Annotated in this window: 23 protein-coding genes; 15 read left to right on the top strand and 8 right to left on the bottom strand. The window is 40.3% G+C overall.

The features are described 5' to 3' along the window. Window positions 1-4: 4 nt before the first annotated feature. On the bottom strand, window positions 5-1,186 hold the full coding sequence (locus tag A8F95_RS11290; RefSeq protein WP_065410595.1) for a DHH family phosphoesterase: 1,182 nt from the start codon (window positions 1,184-1,186) through the stop codon (window positions 5-7). 122 nt (window positions 1,187-1,308) lie between these two features. Between A8F95_RS11290 and uvsE the strand changes: the two genes are divergently transcribed. Then, entirely contained in the window at window positions 1,309-2,280 is a 972-nt protein-coding gene (gene uvsE, locus A8F95_RS11285; RefSeq protein WP_065410594.1) for a UV DNA damage repair endonuclease UvsE, read from the top strand. Window positions 2,281-2,386: 106 nt separating this feature from the next. Here the strand turns inward: uvsE and A8F95_RS11280 are convergent, their stop codons facing one another. After that, window positions 2,387-2,578 carry a hypothetical protein gene (locus A8F95_RS11280; RefSeq protein WP_049661020.1) on the bottom strand — a complete coding sequence of 64 codons (192 nt, stop codon included), beginning with the start codon at window positions 2,576-2,578 and terminating at the stop codon, window positions 2,387-2,389. A 218-nt stretch (window positions 2,579-2,796) separates the two neighbouring features. Between A8F95_RS11280 and A8F95_RS11275 the strand changes: the two genes are divergently transcribed. From A8F95_RS11275 to A8F95_RS11220, 12 genes are all read left to right on the top strand, one after another. Next, window positions 2,797-3,711: a cation diffusion facilitator family transporter gene (locus A8F95_RS11275; protein WP_065410593.1), complete on the top strand. Its 915-nt coding sequence runs from the start codon at window positions 2,797-2,799 to the stop codon at window positions 3,709-3,711. A 118-nt stretch (window positions 3,712-3,829) separates the two neighbouring features. Further along, entirely contained in the window at window positions 3,830-4,603 is a 774-nt protein-coding gene (locus A8F95_RS11270; RefSeq protein WP_065410592.1) for a YhfC family intramembrane metalloprotease, read from the top strand. Between the two features lie 11 nt (window positions 4,604-4,614). Further along, entirely contained in the window at window positions 4,615-5,157 is a 543-nt protein-coding gene (locus A8F95_RS11265; RefSeq protein WP_065410591.1) for a helix-turn-helix domain-containing protein, read from the top strand. 180 nt (window positions 5,158-5,337) lie between these two features. Further along, window positions 5,338-5,604, top strand: a complete 267-nt coding sequence (locus A8F95_RS11260; RefSeq protein ID WP_049661026.1) for a phosphocarrier protein HPr — start codon at window positions 5,338-5,340, stop codon at window positions 5,602-5,604. Continuing rightward, complete coding sequence (gene ptsP, locus A8F95_RS11255; protein WP_065410590.1) at window positions 5,601-7,316, top strand: phosphoenolpyruvate--protein phosphotransferase; 1,716 nt, start codon at window positions 5,601-5,603, stop codon at window positions 7,314-7,316. The genes A8F95_RS11260 and ptsP overlap by 4 nt, the downstream gene beginning before the upstream one ends. Window positions 7,317-7,771: 455 nt before the next feature. Continuing rightward, window positions 7,772-8,599 (top strand): basic amino acid ABC transporter substrate-binding protein, encoded by an 828-nt coding sequence (locus A8F95_RS11250; RefSeq protein WP_065410589.1) that lies wholly within the window; start codon window positions 7,772-7,774, stop codon window positions 8,597-8,599. A 72-nt stretch (window positions 8,600-8,671) separates the two neighbouring features. Continuing rightward, window positions 8,672-9,328, top strand: a complete 657-nt coding sequence (locus tag A8F95_RS11245; protein WP_049661037.1) for an amino acid ABC transporter permease — start codon at window positions 8,672-8,674, stop codon at window positions 9,326-9,328. Beyond that, entirely contained in the window at window positions 9,325-10,047 is a 723-nt protein-coding gene (locus tag A8F95_RS11240) for an amino acid ABC transporter ATP-binding protein (RefSeq protein ID WP_065410588.1), read from the top strand. The genes A8F95_RS11245 and A8F95_RS11240 overlap by 4 nt, the downstream gene beginning before the upstream one ends. A 171-nt stretch (window positions 10,048-10,218) precedes the next feature. Continuing rightward, on the top strand, window positions 10,219-10,641 hold the full coding sequence (locus A8F95_RS11235) for a PaaI family thioesterase (protein ID WP_065410587.1): 423 nt from the start codon (window positions 10,219-10,221) through the stop codon (window positions 10,639-10,641). Further along, window positions 10,638-11,402, top strand: a complete 765-nt coding sequence (fabG, locus tag A8F95_RS11230) for a 3-oxoacyl-ACP reductase FabG (protein ID WP_065410586.1) — start codon at window positions 10,638-10,640, stop codon at window positions 11,400-11,402. The genes A8F95_RS11235 and fabG overlap by 4 nt, the downstream gene beginning before the upstream one ends. Window positions 11,403-11,417: 15 nt before the next feature. Then, complete coding sequence (locus A8F95_RS11225; RefSeq protein WP_065410585.1) at window positions 11,418-11,867, top strand: MaoC family dehydratase N-terminal domain-containing protein; 450 nt, start codon at window positions 11,418-11,420, stop codon at window positions 11,865-11,867. Further along, complete coding sequence (locus A8F95_RS11220; RefSeq protein WP_065410584.1) at window positions 11,864-12,268, top strand: MaoC/PaaZ C-terminal domain-containing protein; 405 nt, start codon at window positions 11,864-11,866, stop codon at window positions 12,266-12,268. Before A8F95_RS11225 ends, A8F95_RS11220 begins: the two co-directional genes overlap by 4 nt. A gap of 61 nt (window positions 12,269-12,329) precedes the next feature. Here A8F95_RS11220 and speD read toward each other — a convergent pair whose 3' ends face one another. From speD to A8F95_RS11190, 6 genes are all read right to left on the bottom strand, one after another. Then, the gene (gene speD, locus A8F95_RS11215) at window positions 12,330-13,142 is read right to left on the bottom strand and encodes an adenosylmethionine decarboxylase (RefSeq protein ID WP_065410583.1); all 813 of its coding nucleotides are present in this window, start codon (window positions 13,140-13,142) and stop codon (window positions 12,330-12,332) included. 209 nt (window positions 13,143-13,351) lie between these two features. Then, window positions 13,352-13,909: a hypothetical protein gene (locus A8F95_RS11210; protein WP_065410582.1), complete on the bottom strand. Its 558-nt coding sequence runs from the start codon at window positions 13,907-13,909 to the stop codon at window positions 13,352-13,354. A gap of 62 nt (window positions 13,910-13,971) precedes the next feature. Further along, window positions 13,972-14,415 (bottom strand): Hsp20/alpha crystallin family protein, encoded by a 444-nt coding sequence (locus A8F95_RS11205; RefSeq protein WP_065410581.1) that lies wholly within the window; start codon window positions 14,413-14,415, stop codon window positions 13,972-13,974. Window positions 14,416-14,458: 43 nt separating this feature from the next. After that, window positions 14,459-14,944 (bottom strand): Hsp20/alpha crystallin family protein, encoded by a 486-nt coding sequence (locus A8F95_RS11200; RefSeq protein ID WP_065410580.1) that lies wholly within the window; start codon window positions 14,942-14,944, stop codon window positions 14,459-14,461. 21 nt (window positions 14,945-14,965) lie between these two features. After that, on the bottom strand, window positions 14,966-15,208 hold the full coding sequence (locus tag A8F95_RS11195) for a spore germination protein (RefSeq protein WP_065410579.1): 243 nt from the start codon (window positions 15,206-15,208) through the stop codon (window positions 14,966-14,968). Window positions 15,209-15,332: 124 nt separating this feature from the next. Continuing rightward, entirely contained in the window at window positions 15,333-15,575 is a 243-nt protein-coding gene (locus tag A8F95_RS11190) for a spore germination protein (RefSeq protein ID WP_049661069.1), read from the bottom strand. Between the two features lie 1,031 nt (window positions 15,576-16,606). Here A8F95_RS11190 and A8F95_RS11185 point away from each other — a divergent pair. Together A8F95_RS11185 and A8F95_RS11180 are read left to right on the top strand one after the other, a co-directional pair. Further along, window positions 16,607-17,401 carry an NUDIX domain-containing protein gene (locus tag A8F95_RS11185; RefSeq protein WP_065410578.1) on the top strand — a complete coding sequence of 265 codons (795 nt, stop codon included), beginning with the start codon at window positions 16,607-16,609 and terminating at the stop codon, window positions 17,399-17,401. Window positions 17,402-17,431: 30 nt separating this feature from the next. After that, entirely contained in the window at window positions 17,432-17,977 is a 546-nt protein-coding gene (locus tag A8F95_RS11180) for a cysteine hydrolase family protein (protein ID WP_065410577.1), read from the top strand. Window positions 17,978-17,994 lie beyond the last annotated feature (17 nt).

The following is a 17,994-nucleotide window of genomic DNA, read 5'->3' as shown; positions in this document are numbered from 1 at the left end:
AATTTTATTTAATTTTTCCTACTAATTCCTGCAGATAACGAACAAATATATCATCTTTAGCAAGCGCCGCCTCGAAGGTTCTCTTCAGAAAGTTTTCTCCTTCTTGAAAGCTTGAGAACGTCTCGGGCAGCAGGGTGCTATTACGGTTAACGGCCCATTGCTCTTCGGTCGGCGAATAGAGAAGAAAGGTTTCGCCTGACCGATTTTGATACAGCGTGCCGAATGAGGATTCTTTCATGTTATAGCGATTTCTTTTGGCATCCTCCTGCAGCGGCATTAAGTGAAACGTTTCCGTGACAAAGTGTCGATAGGCATCTTCTGTCATAGAGGCGCCAGCCGCTTTGGCATGTCCGCCGCCGCCGTAATAGGCGGCTACCTCGGATACATCTATATGATCATGTATCGTGCGGAATCCTAAGCGCTTCCCGCCAATATTCAAAATCGCGATATAGTCAAGATGAGGGTTTTCTTTCCCTAGTTCATTGCCAAGCTCAGAATGATAAGATTCAGCATAGACAACTCCGGCTAATCGCTCGCCCACTTTGGCCTGTACGAGCTCTCGTCTTTTCCGCCGGATGTAGCGGGCGATTTTATCATCTTCCATATCTAATATTTTCTCTTCTAACTCATCGAAAAAGAAATGATCATGATAACGAAGGCGACTCATCATCCGTTCTTCAAACTCTTCTATTGAGACTAAGAAGAAGAGGGCATTTAGTCTGCGGGCTTCCTGGTTATCATTTTTTTCCCATTCCCACGTATCATATTGCCTGACAAGCTCTACAAATTCAGCGATGGCATTAGACGGTTCAATTAATTCCTGTGTCAGCAAATAGTCATAAAGCAAAGAAGTGGCAGATGTCAGCTTTCCTTCTTCGTCTTCAACAATGACATGTCCCCATTCATAGTCGTTAAAATGCAAAGCTGTCTTGTGATGGTCAATCAGCTGCACGTTTCCGCCGGCAAGATGGAATTCGTTGAGTTTTTCTTTGTTTTCGTCATTAACAGATAAATCAGTGATCCATAAAGTGGTTTTTTTATCTTGATTTTCTAAAAACCATGAGACCTCATAATCAAGGCCAGAAACGGAGTTATAGCGTACCTGTACTTGCTTTCCAAGCGCAAGCTTAGCGAGAATGCCGCAGCTAACACCGTCTAGATCATTATGTGATAATAATTTGTACATTGCTTTCACCTCACTATATTAAGTATGTTACCCAAAGTCGGGAAATTGAAGTATAAAAACAACCATTCCAGCTCAGTTTACGAAAAGTACATCCAAAATATTAAAACGTTGAGGTGCAGCAAATGACATTGATTCGTCTTGGGTATGCAGCGATGAGCATGAATGTAAAAAACGGCTCTCCTTCACAAACGATGACCTACACGCAATTTGAAAAAATCAAAGACAGGGAAGCAGCCATTAGAAAGCTCGAAAGAATTGCTGCTTCTAACTTGAAAAATTGCTTGCGGCTTTTACGGCATAACGCCGCTCATGACATCCACTTCTTTCGGCTTAGCTCGAAATTAATCCCGCTTGCTAATCACCCTGAATTACCGGATTGGAATTTTATTGATCCTTTAAAAGAAGAACTGTCTGCCATCCGCGCTTATTTAGAAAAGCATCCATCTATGCGGGTCGACTTCCATCCCGAACATTTTGTTGTGTTAAATACACACAATACAGAAGCCTTCCACATGGCTTTAAAGACACTTGTGATGCATAAAAAATTATTAAAAGGAATGGGGATTGATCCTGAGCATCGCTGCGTTCTTCACGTAGGAGGCGGCTATAAAGACAAAGAAAAAGCACTCGAGCAATTTATTCAGAATTGGGGGCTGATTCCCGAAGCGCTTCAGAAGATGATTATGCTGGAAAATGACGATACGACTTTTACTGTAAAAGACACGTTATATCTTTGCGAAAAAATAGGAATCCCGCTCGTATTTGATTATCATCATTACCTTGCTAACCACGAGGAAAGAGAAAGCTGGGAAGAAGAGTGGCAAAGAGTGATCCATACTTGGATAAATGCAAAATTGCCTTTGAAAATGCATATTTCCAGTCCGAGGTCCGAGAAAGACTTTAAGGCTCATGCCGATTTTATTGATGAAAAGGAATTGCTAAAGTTTTTGAAGGAAGTGAGCGGAAGTGTTCCGCAAATCGATATCATGATTGAAGCGAAACGAAAGGACGATGCGTTATTCTCTTTAATGGAAACATTAAAAGAAAAAGAGGGGATCGATATCATTGATGGGTCCAGTTTTCAAATCAGTTAAGGAAGAGGCCCAGGCTATTGACACACGTTTTCAATGAACCTGGGGATTAGGAATATACTTTGTTTATGTTCTTGTCCGGACAGCTAGTGCAGTGTCCGGTTTTTCTTTATTCTTCTTCACGCATCGTATCATCAACGATCGCTCTTAAATCTTTATGAAACAGCTCATCGCTGCATACTAAGCTGTCTTCATGCCCCTGATTTACGATTCTTTTTAATTCTCCTTCATCGCCTTTGGCATTAATAATTTCTAAAATTTGATTTAGCCCTTCTGACGTTTGTTTGTCTTCATCCTTCAACGAAACCAACCTCCTTTTTAGTGTATATTCTTCCCTTAAAAAGCGTCTTCAACCCTGTTTATGGAGGAGACACGGAGGGGAAAATACTTTCCTAAAAGAAAGGGAGGAAAAATAGTGTAAAAGTGTTTGAATATTTTTACAAAAAAACTTGAACAGAAGGGGAGCATCTGAAATAATATAAATATATGAGCATATATTCATATAAAGGAGAAGAGACAATGGGACATTCACACAGCCATGATCACGGGCATGGCCACCATCATCATTCGAGCAACAAACAAGCACTAAAATTATCATTTATTTTAATTGCGACTTATATGGTCGTAGAAGTAGTAGGCGGAATTTTAACGAACAGCTTGGCATTGCTGTCGGACGCGGGGCATATGCTAAGTGATGCGGCAGCGCTTGGTCTGAGTTATTTTGCTTTAAGCTTTGGGGAAAAAGAAGCTACTTTATCGAAAACGTTTGGTTATAAACGATTTGAAATCCTGGCTGCTTTTATTAACGGACTTACTTTACTCGCCATCTCCGTTTACATTTTTGTAGAAGCGTACAGAAGGATCATGGCTCCCCCTGAAGTAATGAGTATCGGAATGCTGACTGTTTCGATTATTGGTTTACTCGTTAACGTCGCGGCCGCTTACATCTTAATGCGGGGAGATAAAGATGAAAACTTAAATGTCCGCAGCGCTTTTTTGCATGTTCTCGGTGATTTACTCGGTTCCGTTGGAGCCATCGCAGCCGCCTTGCTGATCATGTTTTTCGGTTGGAATTTAGCGGATCCAATTGCTAGTGTGATCGTAGCCATCTTGATTATTATTAGCGGTATTCGGGTGACAAGAGACTCTTTTCATATTCTGATGGAAGGAGTGCCAGCGAACATTAATGTTTTACGAGTACGGGAGGCCTTGCTAAGTTTGCCTGGTGTGAACGGTGTTCATGACTTACACGTGTGGGCGATTACTTCTGATTTTCCCGCGTTAAGCTGCCATGTCGTCATTGAACCAGAAACAGATGGGCAACAGCTGCTCAGAGTGATTGAAAAAAAGCTGCACGATGAGTTTCACATTGAACATACGACGATTCAAATTGATTTTTCTGATTATCCTTGTGAAGGAGATCATTGTAATTAAGAAACAGGCGCTGCTAAAGAAGGCGCCTGTTTCTTTAAGGTTAAAAAGAGGATTGACTTTTCAAGAAAGTTATTTTATTATCATTATCAATAATGATAATAAAACAGGGGTGGAATAAATGGTTGAATCGTCAGCGTTTTCGGGGATGGGGTTTCAGTTTTTCATTTCAATCTTGCTGCCGGTAGCTGCTATTATTTATTGGCGGAAGAAAGGGAATTTCTCTTGGAAAGTATGTTGGGCAGGAGTCGGGGTATTTATCTTGTTTTCACAAGTGCTTGAGAGCGGACTGCATGCTGTCATGATTGATCCCGCAGGCCCATCATTAAAAATGACCGATAATCTCTTAGCCTATGCGTTGTATGGAGCGCTGGCGGCTGCATTGTTTGAAGAATTAGGCCGTTATGTTGTTTTTTTGTTATTATTGAAGCGCAGACGGGAATTTGGCGACGGCGTGTCGCTCGGCATTGGGCATGGAGGAATCGAGGCCATATTGGTTGGTGCGCTTGGAGCAGTCAATATCTTGGTGTACGCCATCATGATTCGCAACGGTACCTTTGAAACAAATCTTAGCGCTCTGCCTTCGGAACAGGTAAGCCAGTTAAAAATACGGATCATGGAATCCGGCTTCGGCTCTTATCTGCTGGCTGGAATCGAACGAACAGGAGCCATAATTATGCAGGTGATGTTTTCTGTCATGGTCCTGCTTGGAGTGAGGAGCAGAAAGTTCAAATACGTGTTATACGCGATCGGTCTTCACTTTTTGATGGATTTTTTCGCAGCGCTTTATCAAATTGGCACGATTAAAAGCCTATGGGTGATTGAAGTGTTTGTAGCTGCATTCGCCTTGCTATCTATTTATATTATTCGACAATTAAAATTGCGGTTTAAATGAGAAAGGAATGAATGATCGTGAAGGAATCGAAAGGGGAGGTACTGCTTCATCCAGTTCGTATGAAAATTGTGCAAACGCTTGTTAATGGCCGGAAATTAACGGTACAGCAAATGGGAGAGAAGCTGCCGGATGTCCCTCAGGCTTCTCTTTACAGGCATTTAAAAAAGCTAGTTGAAGCAGATTTAGTCATAATAGCAGAGGAAAACCAAGTGCGCGGCACGGTCGAGAAAGTATATGCCCTTCCAGAAACCTCGCAGGCGATGGCACCAGAAGAATTCTTGAGCTTAAGCAAGGAAGAGCACGTAAGCTATTTTATTAAGTTTATGGCAACAGTACTGGCAGACTTTGAGAGCTATGTAAACCAAGATTCATTCGATTTCTTAAAAGACGGGGCGGGTTACCGGCAAGCAATGTTTTATGCGAGTGATGAAGAATTTAAACATTTCCTGACCGTGTTGGGACAGGAAATGATGAAGTTAATTCAAAATGAACCGGCTCCCGGACGCAGGCGGAGAACAATGTCTACGATCGTAACAGCTGAACAACAAAAATAAAGGTAGGCTCATGCCGGATGGTAACAGACCATCCGGCATGATTTTTAGATGATAGGGAATACATATAGAAGCAGTTTTTACAACGGAGAAAAAGGTTTTGCGCAAGTGCTTATAGTTTGGACAAACTATAAAAAGTGATATGATTTAAGTTACATTATATGTATAAAGGAGATTGATGACATGATGGAAAAAACATTCACAATTATAGATGAAGCAGGAATTCACGCTCGTCCAGCCAGCATTTTAGTCCAGGCGGTCAGCAAATTCTCTGCAGATGTCAATCTTGAATATAAAGGTAAAACAGTTAACTTAAAATCGATCTTAGGCATTATGTCTCTTGGGATCCCTTCAGGTGCTGAAATTAAAGTAACGGCATCTGGTGAAGATGAAAATGAAGCAATCCAAAAAGTAACAGAAGTATTGGAAAAAGAAGGACTCGCTAAATGAGTCAGCTATTGACAGGAATCGGGGCCTCTGCAGGAATTGCGATTGCAAAGGCTTTTCGATTGGAAGAACCCAATCTTACAGTTGAAAAGAAAGAGGTAGTTGATCGAGAGGCGGAAAATCAGCGCTTCGATCGTGCAATTGAACAATCAACAGAGGAACTCGAGAAAATTAAAGAACATGCTGCAAAAGCGCTTGGCAAAGATAAAGCAGCTATTTTCGAAGCGCACTCCCTCGTTTTAAGTGATCCTGAGCTCATTAATCCGGTAAAGGATAAAATTATTCAAGAAGGCTCAAACGCCGAATTTGCGATGAAAGAAGTAGCAGATATGTTTATTTCCATGTTTGAATCAATGGATAATGAATACATGAGGGAGCGTGCGGCAGATATTCGTGATGTAACGAAGCGAGTGATTGGGCACTTGCTTGGAGTAGACATACCAAATCCGAGTCTCATCTCCGAAGAAGTGATCATTGTCGCCGAAGATTTAACACCCTCAGATACTGCTCAATTAAATCGACGGTTTGTCAAGGGATTTACAACGAACATTGGCGGGCGAACTTCCCATTCGGCCATTATGGCACGTTCCTTGGAAATCCCGGCAGTGGTTGGCACGAAAACAGCATTAAAAGATATTGAAAATGGCGTGCCTCTTATTATTGACGGTCAGGAGGGAAAAGTCATTGTGAATCCTGAGCCTGCTGTTGTGAAAGAATATGAGGAGAAAAAGGACGCCTATGAAACACATAAGGCAGAGCTTGCTAAACTTGTAGACAAGCCAACGGTTACAGAAGATGGTTGCCGTGTAGAGCTAGTGGCTAATATCGGTACACCTGAGGATGTAGAGGGAGTTCTTCAAAATGGCGGTGAAGGCGTTGGCCTGTACCGTACAGAGTTTCTTTATATGGGCCGCGATCAGCTGCCAACAGAAGAAGAACAGTTTGCAGCCTACAAAAAAGTGCTGGAACGGATGGAAGGGAAACCGGTCGTTGTTCGGACGCTTGATATCGGCGGGGATAAAAAGCTGCCTTATTTAACTCTTCCAGAAGAAATGAATCCATTTTTAGGCTTTCGGGCCATTCGCTTATGTCTCGAAATGCAGGACATGTTCCGCACTCAGCTGCGCGCACTGCTTCGTGCAAGTGCTTATGGCAATCTAAAAATCATGTTTCCAATGATTGCGACGCTAGAGGAATTTCGCCAGGCGAAAGCTATTTTACTAGAAGAAAAAGAAAAGCTGCAGCAAGAGGGGGCAGCCGTTTCTTCTAACGTTGAAGTGGGAATGATGGTTGAAATTCCGTCATCTGCTGTGATGGCAGATACATTTGCCAAGGAAGTCGATTTCTTTTCGATTGGAACAAATGACTTAATCCAGTACACATTGGCAGCTGATAGAATGAATGAACGAGTATCTTATCTGTACCAACCTTATAACCCAGCGATCCTCCGTTTGATTAAAACGGTGATTGACGCGGCCCACAAAGAAGGCAAATGGGCAGGAATGTGTGGAGAAATGGCAGGAACGGAAGGGGCTATTCCGATTTTGCTCGGTTTAGGCCTTGATGAATTTAGCATGAGTGCTTCCTCTATTCTGCCAGCCAGAAGCATTATCTCCCGTTTATCTAAAAAAGAACTCAGCGAGAGCATCGAACAAGTATTATACATGGACACAGCCGAGGAAGTAGAGAATTTTGTAAAAACCCGTTTTTTATAAGTATAAACAGGTAATGAAGAAGAGACTACGCAATTTTGTTGGGTAGTCTCTTTTTAGTGGAATTATTTTGTAAGCGGGCATGCACCTTTCTGTGCAAACGAATCGTTAAGCAAATTCCAACAAACTGTGCAAGAGATAAAAAATAAAAAATATTAAAAATTGAAAAAACATTTGTATTATTATTCATATATAAGATTATTTGAAGTTGTTTATCCAATAATCTACTAAAGGAAATTGAATATACAAAATTATTATTATTTAAATAAAATGTATAAAAATACGTTAAGTTGTGTTAATATAATTATTAGAAAGAATGAAAATGTAAAAATAGATTGAAAATTGTCATTGTAAACGCTATTATTTTACTAGATAAAGAGAAAGTTGACGGAGTAAAATACTAGTTTTGGTTTATTGTTGAAAGAAAAAAAGGAAAAATGACTCAGGGGGTTGGCAACATGGAAATTTCATTCAAAAAATCTCTTCTATCGGTCGTGGCGGGTTGCGCACTTTTATTATCCGCATGCGGAGGAGGACAGGAAGATTCAGCTGGCAAAGAAAAATCAGAAGACAAAAAGGTTTTACAAGTAGGAACAGAAGCAACCTTTGCTCCGTTTGAATTTATGGATAAAGGGAAGGTAAGCGGTTTTGATGTGGATCTTTTAAATGCAACGGCTGAAGAAGCTGGTTATGAAGTGAATATCGAAAATACCGGCTGGGATGCTATGTTTGCCGGACTTCAAAGCAAACAGCTCGATATTGGTATGGCTGGGGTAACGATTAATGATGAGCGAAAGAAATCCTATGATTTCTCTGTCCCTTATTTCGAATCTACAAGCATGATTGCTTTTAAAGAAGGAACAAAAATTAAAGGTGCCGAAGACTTAAAAGGCAAGAAAGTCGGCGTTCAAAACGGAACGACTGGACAATTCGCTGCGGAAGCGGTTGTTGGAAAGAACTCATCTTCTATTTCTAAATATGAAACAGCGGCACTCATGTTCCAGGCTTTACAGAGCGGTGATGTAGAGACAGCGGTTACCGATATTGCAGTAGCTCTTGAATATGTGAAGAATAACCCGGATAGCGGTATTAAAACGGTTGGGGATGACAAGCAATTCAAGCCAGAGTATTACGGCATTGTATTCCCTAAAGGCAGCAAGTATAAAGAAGATTTTGATAAAGCATTGAATGAGTTGTATGACAATGGCAAGTATACAGAAATTTATAAAAAGTGGTTTGGTAAAGAGCCAAACGTAGAAACATTAAAAGAAGCAGCTAAACAATAAGGAAAAATGCGGCTGTCCACATAGGCCTGAGCCTCTGGACAGTCGTTTTTGTCCCAGAAAGGGGGAAATAAATTGGATTTTCGTACAGATATCATCGTAGATTATATGCCATTTTTTATTAAAGGAACCCTTTTAACACTAGGGTTGTCCCTAGCCGGAATTTTTATCGGACTTATTTTGGGGTTACTAATTGGATTAGGGAAAATGTCAACAAACAAGTTAGTGCGGTTTCCCTTTGTCTGGTATGTGAACTTTTTCAGAGGAACGCCGTTACTCGTGCAGATTTTGCTCATTCACTTTGGGATAGTGCCGCTATTCATGTCACCATCTAACCCGATTGTATCGGCGATTATCGCCCTTTCACTAAATGCATCTGCTTACATTGCAGAAATTTTTCGAGCAGGTATCCAATCCATTGATAAAGGACAAATGGAGGCAGCACGTTCACTCGGTATGAGCCACGTTCAGGCTATGAAGCTCGTTATTTTGCCACAGGCTGTAAAACGGATGATCCCGCCGCTCGGCAATGAATTTATCGTTTTATTAAAAGATTCATCTCTTGCTGCTATTATTGCCGCTCCAGAATTAATGTATTGGGGCCGTGCCGCTCAAGGGCAGTATATTAGAGTATGGGAGCCGTACATCACGGTGGCAGCTATTTATCTTGTCTTAACGTTGTCGCTAACCTATTTAATGAACTACGTTGAAAGGAGAATGAAAACAGAATGATCTCCGTCAAAAATCTTAAAAAGTCATTTGGTGACAATGAAGTATTGAAAGATATTTCTCTCGAAGTAAAGCCCCAAGAAGTGGTAGTCGTCATTGGCCCATCCGGTTCAGGGAAATCAACTTTTATCCGTTGTTTGAACCTGCTGGAATCTGTTACAGGCGGTCACGTGTATGTAACAGGAAAAGATTTAACAGACAAAAAAACAAACATTAATGAAATCCGTAAAGAAGTCGGTATGGTATTTCAGCATTTTAATTTATTTCCTCATAAGACCATTCTTGAAAACATAACGCTTGCTCCGATGAACGTAAGAGGGATAAAGAAACAAGAGGCCGAAGAAAAAGCAATGGTGCTCTTGAAAAAGGTCGGTCTCGCTGATAAAGCTAAGGCTTATCCAGATTCTTTATCCGGCGGTCAAAAGCAGCGGGTGGCGATTGCCCGTGCTTTAGCAATGGAACCGAAAGTCATGCTGTTTGATGAGCCCACATCCGCTCTCGATCCGGAAATGGTCGGCGAAGTTCTTGAAGTGATGAAGCAGTTGGCAAAAGATGGCATGACGATGATTGTGGTGACTCATGAAATGGGATTTGCCCGTGAAGTTGGTGACCGGGTGATTTTTATGGATAACGGTTATATTGTGGAAGAAAATGAACCAGTTGAGTTGTTTTCTAATCCGCAGCATGAGCGGACGAAAGCATTTTTAAGTAAAGTACTTTAAAAGAAAGCGTATCCTGTTTCGCGATAGGGTACGTTTTTTATTTGCTTAAGATTCAGCTAGATGTTTTTAATTTCCAGAAAAATCAGGTACTATGAGGAGGAAAAGCAAAGTACTGTCAATAGAATATAGTCAATTTTTTATTTTGCTAGATTTCATGAAGGGGGGAGCAGGTTGCTGCTTGAGGAAATTGTAAATGAGTTTGAGGAATGCCCTTTTCTTCACCATCTTGGGTTAGAAGTAATACGATTCGAAGAAGGGGACGTTCGCATTAAACTCAGTATGAAAGGCTGCTTGTTAAATACAAATGAGACTTTACACGGCGGTGTATATGCGGCTGTTTTAGATTTTATTCAGAGTATGCAGTTGCGTTCCGTGACGAAGACTCGTTGTGTAACCACTACTTCGACGGTTCACTATATAGCTCCGGTAACGGAAGGCGTCCTGTTTGCTGAAGCAGAGATTATATCAAAGGGGTACAAAACAGCATTGGTTGAAGGAACAATTACAGATCAAGAGGGAAAGTTAGTCGCAAAGGGAACAGGGACATTTAAGTTGATTTATCCTGCTAATACGGATAAGGGGGAGAAGAGATGACAGGGAGATTTATAGGGAGAACGGCTTTTATCACCGGCGGAAGCCGTGGAATTGGCAAAGAAATCGTTCAGCAGTTTGCAAAAGAAGGGGCCAATGTTGCCATAATTGACGTGAATGAACAAGCAGTGAGTGAAATAAAAAACGATCTGACAGAGCAAGGGTTTCCTATTTTTGCAAAGGCAGGGAGCGTGACGGAACGCGATCAACTAGAGCAGGCTATGCAGGAGGCTTATGAAGCGTTTGGCTCTCTTGATATTCTCGTTAATAATGCGGGGGTGCTTAGAGACAATTTATTATTTAAAATGACAGATGACGATTGGCTGACAGTGATGGATGTTCATTTGAAAGGGGTCTTTTACGCTTGTCGTGCTGTCCAGAAGTATATGGTTGAGCAGCATTATGGACGAATTGTCAATATATCTTCTACTTCTGCTCTCGGCAATAGGGGGCAGGCTAACTATGCAACGGCGAAAGCTGGAATTCAGGGGCTGACCAAAACATTGGCTATTGAGCTTGGAAAGTTCGGTATTACAGCTAATGCAGTAGCACCAGGATTTACGGAAACCGCGATGACAAAAGCAACAGCCGATCGAATGGGAATTCCGTTTGAAGAATTAGCGGAAGCCACCAGCAAACAAATTCCAGTTGGCAGAATTGGAAAGCCCGAAGACATTGCCCACGCTGTTACTTTTTTTGCGGATGAGCGTTCTTCCTTTATTAACGGACAAGTGCTTTATGTAGCGGGCGGACCAAAAAATTAAAAAGGGGATAACAGAATGTTGCGTGAATATATTGGCAAGCAGTCAGAAAAGATAAAAAATTATGTGGAAAGAGGAGCAGTTAGAAAGTTTGCTGAAGCGATCAAAGATTTGCATCCCCTTTACCTGGATAAGGCATACGGGAAGCAATCGAGGTATCGTGAAAATATAGCACCTCCTACTTTTCCTATCACATTTGATTATGGAACTATTGCCGACTTACGGTTACCTGATAAGGGGCTGATTCATGGAGAACAAACTTTTCGCTATGAACGCCCGCTTCTTGTGAATGAGGAAGTCTATTGCTGGATGGAAGTAAATAACTATGTAGAAAAAAGAGGGAATAACGAAAAGCTAGGGTTTTTATTTTTAACGAAGCATGGTGAAAATGCCTCTGGAAAGCTTCTTTTTTCCGCTAAACAAATTATTATCCTTAATGAAGCTGTCAGAAGGGAGATGCTCGCTTGAAACCGATAGCTGATTATTCACTTAACGGGAATCTTACAGATATACAGCTCGCCCCTGTTACGAGGCTGGACCTTATTCAGTATGCCGGTGCTTCAGGAGATTTTAACCCGATTCATACGATTGATGAAGAAGCAGAAAAAGCTGGGCTGCCCGGTATTATTGCTCACGGCATGTGGACGATGGGCAACCTATCAAAGCTATTCACCCCTTATTACGACGAAGGATTCATTGAGGAATATTCTATTCGCTTCAGAGACCTTGTACGTTTAGACGATGTTCTCACACTAAAAGCAACATTACTGAAGAGAGTGCAGGATAAACTGTATTTTGAAGTAATAGCCGTTAATCAGGGTGAGAAAATCGTAGTGAAAGGCCAGGTTGTTTTTAAGTTATATACGTAAATAGGTGCTTCCATATTAAACAAGCCGCTGCTTCATTCTAAGAAGTGGCGGCTTGTTTTTATTATGGCTGGGGGATATTTTGCCCATAAAAGATTTCATCCATTTCAATCTTTAACTTATCGGTAATTTCTTTTATCTCCTGTTTGGAAAGTTCGTCCGGAGAGTGTCCAAATAAATAATTGTCTAAATCAAACTCTCTCAGTTTACATTTTGTATGGAAGATATTCTGCTGATAAACGTTCACATCGATCATATCATATTGTTGTTTGACTTCGTCAGGGATATAATTTTGGATCGAGTTAATATCATGGTCAATGAATAGTTTATGACCACTTTTATCACGGGTAAAACCACGCACCCGGTAATCAATCGTCATGATGTCTGTATCAAAAGAATGAATTAAATAATTTAATGCTTTAAGTGGTGAAATCTCACCGCATGTAGAAACATCAATATCCGCTCGAAATGTACTAATGCCTTCATAGGGGTGAAATTCAGGATAAGTGTGCACCGTAATGTGACTTTTATCAAGATGCATAGCAACAGAGTTAGGCAGCGGTCCCGGAGATTCATCGAGTGATTCTGCCGGCACTTCAACGACTGGTCCTTCCGAGACGAGCAAAGTGACGCTCGCTCCTTGAGGAACATAATCTTGCTTGGCAATATTTAATACGTGGGCACCGATCATATTGGCGACCGTTTTTAAAATATTCGTTAAACGCTCTGCATTATATTGTTCATCAATATATTCAATGTAAGCATTGCGTTCTTCTTCTGTAGTGGTGTAACAAATGTCATACATATTAAAGCTCAATGTCTTCGTTAAGTTGTTAAAACCGTGCAATTCAACACGCTGCTCGGGTGTGAGGGACATAACTTTAAGCTCCTTACCTATTAATAGTTGATATACGATTTGCCGAACTAGCAAATAAGTTTAATTCTTGTCATCATTAAATTACCCTGTTTCATTTAAATAAAACAGTATATCTTTATCGTCCTGCCTAGGAATTGAAAGAAAAGCTTATTTTACAGCCCTAGAAGAGTGATATTTGTTTAATTAAGCTAAGCAATGGGGCTGGTCAGTCATTTTTCAGGGTCTTCGTGTTCTTGTAGGTCTTCAGATTGTCCACTATTTTTGGGTTTTTCTTCAGAATGTGTAAGATCGGAAGCCGTAGTATAAGCATTGCCAATATGTAGCTTGCCGGTTACCTCTTTAATTCCTAATTGTCCCAAATTAGTGGTCTGTTCATATTTATCTAAAAATACCTTTTCAATAGAAAACTCTTGGAAAACGATGGGATGAGAGGTAGGAACGTTTGGCACACCATGTTTTTGAAGGAAGGTAATTTTGTCTTCCAGCTGCTTTATTTGATTTTGGAGGTGGGGGATTTTTACGGATTCTAATTCTTCTAATTTTTGTTGGGCTTCTTTTAACTGTTGGATCAGTAGCTGATTTTTTTCCAGTAATCTATTTTCTATTCTAGCTGCAACTATTTTTTCCCAGCCGTCAGGAAGGGAGTTGGAAACAATAATTGGATCAGTTGTTTGTTGTTTGATCTTATTCACTTGATTTGTGACATGCTGTATTCGTTGATCAAGCCAGTTAATGATTGTTGAAAGTTCATGAGGTATATTTGTCACATGGAATCCCCACACTTTTCTTATAGTAAAAGCTATCTTAAAAGCTCCTTAATTAAAAGTAACTATTCAATAAACACTCTTTCTTCTTGTATCTTGACACGAAAGTAGCTTAGAAAAAGCAGTCCGTTATGAAATCTAGCAGAGACATTTCTGCCTTCAACTGGCTCAGGAAGCTGGATCGTTCTTTTAAATTCACCGTAATAGCGTTCTTTCATCGTATGCTGCATCTCAAAAGGAGCAGAGGAAGTCCCTTGAATCGTAAGTGTATTTCCGGAAACGAGCAAATGTACTTCTTCTTTTGTAAATCCAGGCAGTTCAATCACCAATATCACTCTAGATTCATCAATGAACATGTCAACAGGCGGAAATGGCTGTTTCGATTGTTTCGCAGGAAGATCTCTGTTCATCAATTCTGCCTTGGACGGGTCAAAAACAGAATTCCAAAATTCTCCCGTTTGATAATTTTGGGCAAATTCCATCCATTGTTTAAATTTGTCAAAATCCAAAGCAGCCTCCCCCTTGTTTAAAATAAAGGATCAAACGAGAACGCTAATCTAAATGACGAATGTCGATCTCGGTATATTGGAAGTCAACTTCTTTAGGAATCATAATTTGTAAAACCCCATCTTTATAATGGGCTGTTGCTCCTTTTTTCTTTACAATGGCTGGCAGAATGATGACTTTTTCGGACGCAGATCCGGGCAAGCCTTCCAATATAGCTTGGTTGGACGTATGAAAAACCTTTAAATTCTTAAAGAGAGAAGGATCGGAAATCGGAATCCTTACATATACGGCTTCATGTGTTTCAAAGACAGAGGACTGCAATGAAACAGGTTCTTCCACTGGAGGTGAGATATTCTGTTGCCTAGGTTCATTTTTTGCTCGATCACCTTCGTTTTCATTCATCTGCCATGATGGAGGCAAAGAAGATGATAAAACGTTTTGAACATATTTCTCTACGTCGCGCTCGTGTAGATGCTTGAGCCATTTCTGCCAATCATTCACAGAAGGGAAGGATGATTGAAAAGGAAACATAGCCGTACCCCTTTCTTTTAATTAAAATTGATTCGTCACAGGCATGGAAGGGTTGGCGATTTGATCTTGATCGCTTATATCACTGTCGAGCATCCCGTTACCCATGCAAGAAGAAGAAGGTGAAAAATCGCCTAATGATATATTGCCGCCAACAAATTTAGTATTGGCCGTATGGCTATTATGGACAACGCCGCCGACATCAATATTGCCATTTTGAGTTACCCCGTTTGTTTTGATGTTAAAGATGTTAATAACGAAAGGCATCGATTTTCCTCCTTTGGCGCTCTACTAAATACTATATGAGATAAAACGGAAAGAGGTACAGATTATAGGCATACGCTTGATTTTTTAGTCACTTCAGCAAGCTTTCCTATTTAAAGGCCATTTTTTACATTTGAGCGGAATTAACATTAGCTGGGTTCGCAATATCTCCCATATCATTTACATCAGGATCAATAAAGACATTTTCCATGTTAGCTTCTGTAGGAGAAATGTCGCCATAGGATGAATTTGATCCTTGCGCTTTTGTGTTAGCTGTGTGGGCGTTATGGAGGGCATCGCCAATATTAATGGAGCCATTATTAGAAACATTGTTAATTTTTAAGCTGTAAATATTAATAATAGAGGGCATAATCACTCCTCCTATTTTAAAATTTGACTTATCTTATGCGTTAGAAAGAAAAAGTATGATGATTGGCAAGTGGGCGGGAGAGAAGACGAGAATATAGGGGGAATATTTACAAAAAATTCTTCTAATTAGTTACAAATATCGACAAACGAAAAAAGCACGCCCCATTTGGAACATGCTTTTCTCGTCCCCATGACAGGGAGTTGCACGCGGAAAATTTTATCCATTGAACAGTCTTTAAAATTTGTTCATCCCGACGAGAAGACTCATCGTCAGATCAACTTACATTACCGATGCAGTTTGTTCATCCGGTGAAGGTGTTTGCAAACCGTTGTTTACTATCCGCTTCGGTGGATTCCCATTAACCTGCACTCCACTTGCACTTTCGCAAAAAACTACACTTACTGATTCAACACTTGCTAATGGAACCTAAATATATCGGTTCCCGACGAGTGTGCCTTTCGTCAGTAAAGCAAATTTTCCGCCAAGGCCGTGCAATTCATCCTTTGAAGTCGCTTGTAAACGCATGTTTACCAGTCCCTTCTTTTGGTAGTTCCGCCTTGTGTTTTTTATTTACCCGGTGTTTTTTATTATAAACCTATTTTAAAAATAAATTTTTTGCGGATTTTGGTCATTTTTTGGGGAACGAATTTTGTTTTATTTTTACTGAAAAACGGTAATTATAGAATAAGAGAATGAAATAATAGTCGAGTAGCCAGAGAGTACTTAATGGAACGTTAAAAATAATTTAACATCATATAAAGGTGGGATTCAACATGAAAATAAAAGTGAAAAGTTGGAGAATGTTAACCGCTCAAGATAAGATGTCTATATTAAAGGCTATCAGTCAACGTCCGAAAGTAAAAAAAGGTGCATAAAGCAAACGACAATATCAGGGGCAGGAGAGCCTCGTTTTTTTTTGGTTCTTTTTAGGAAAATAAGGGTTGTGACGGCTGTTTATTTCGTGTATATTTTGATTAACGATTAATTAATCATTAATAATTTGCAAACTATTATCGGGGTGAAAAGCGAGAGTGGTTAAATTTGTTTCCCACAAAGAGGCGTTAGAGGAGTATGATAGTAAGAAGTATCGTACTCCAGATGGTTATACGAGCGATATTGTCATTTTTACAATTAAACAAGACGAAAAAGCGGAATTTTCTGGCTCTCTTCATCTTCTTCTTATTAAAAGATCAATGAAAAACAGCGAAGGCCAGTCAAATGTAGAAGGCGGTAAGTGGGCATTGCCCGGTGGGTTTGTAGCACCGCATGAAACGGCTGATGAAGCAGCTATGAGAGAGTTGGAAGAAGAAACAGGTTTAAGCAGCATTTATTTAAAGCACTACGCTGTATACGATAAAGAAGGCCGGGACCCGAGAGGATGGATGATCTCGAATGCCTATTATGCTGCGGTGCCTGAATATTTATTAGAAAAAAGAAAAGCCGGTGATGATGCGATAGATGTGCAATTATTCAACGTCACAGAGGCCCTTGAATTGCCGTTAGCTTTTGATCATAAAATAATAATTAAAGATGCGTTGAGAAAAGTTCAGCTTGAGATGTTACAGACAACACTTGCGAAGGAATTTTTGCCAAAGGAATTTACATTATCTGAGCTTAGGCATATCATTCTATGTGTATCAGGAGATTTAGTCGAAGAGGTTGTGAAGTCCGAACCATTTTTTTGGCGTAAAGCACCAAAGTTTCCTTTCCTTGAAAAAGCGCTTAACGAAGATGGTAGTCCAAAAACAACACAAAGAAATTCAAAGTTCAAAACAACGCTTTATCGGTTTAATGATTACAATCCAATTAAGAGCATTTATAAGTGAAAAATATCACATGAGGAGGAATGAGGAAACATGGTCAAAAAAGCGTTAATTAATGTTGATTACACAATAGATTTTGTGAATGGGGCACTGCCTGTTGGCGAGCCGGCAATCGAAATTGAAGAGGCTATCACTTCGTTAACGGAGGAGTTTCTGGAAAACGGAGATTACGTTATACTAGCTATTGATGTACATATGAAAGAGGACCCTTATCATCCGGAAACAAAATTATTTCCGCCTCATAATATTGCTGAAACGGAAGGAAGGCGGCTGTATGGGCGGCTCGAAACGGTTTATCAGCAAAATAAGGAAAACGAGCAGCTTTACTATATGGATAAAACTCGTTATTCCGCTTTTGCGGGAACGGATCTGGACATTAAACTTCGGGAACGAGGAATTACTGAAATTCACTTAGTTGGTGTTTGCACAGACATTTGTGTATTGCATACGGCTGTTGATGCATATAACAAGGGGTATTCAATTGTCATTCACCAAAATGCGGTTGCAAGCTTTAATCAGGCGGGGCATGAATGGGCCTTGCGTCATTTTCAAGATTGCTTAGCTGCAAAAGTGATTTAATTGTGGAGGGAACGAAC

The organism is Pseudobacillus wudalianchiensis, from assembly GCF_001685015.1.
Taxonomy (GTDB): domain Bacteria; phylum Bacillota; class Bacilli; order Bacillales; family Domibacillaceae; genus Pseudobacillus; species Pseudobacillus wudalianchiensis.
The sequence above is the reverse complement of the archived record's forward strand: the minus strand, read 5'-3'. Positions and strand labels throughout refer to the sequence as shown.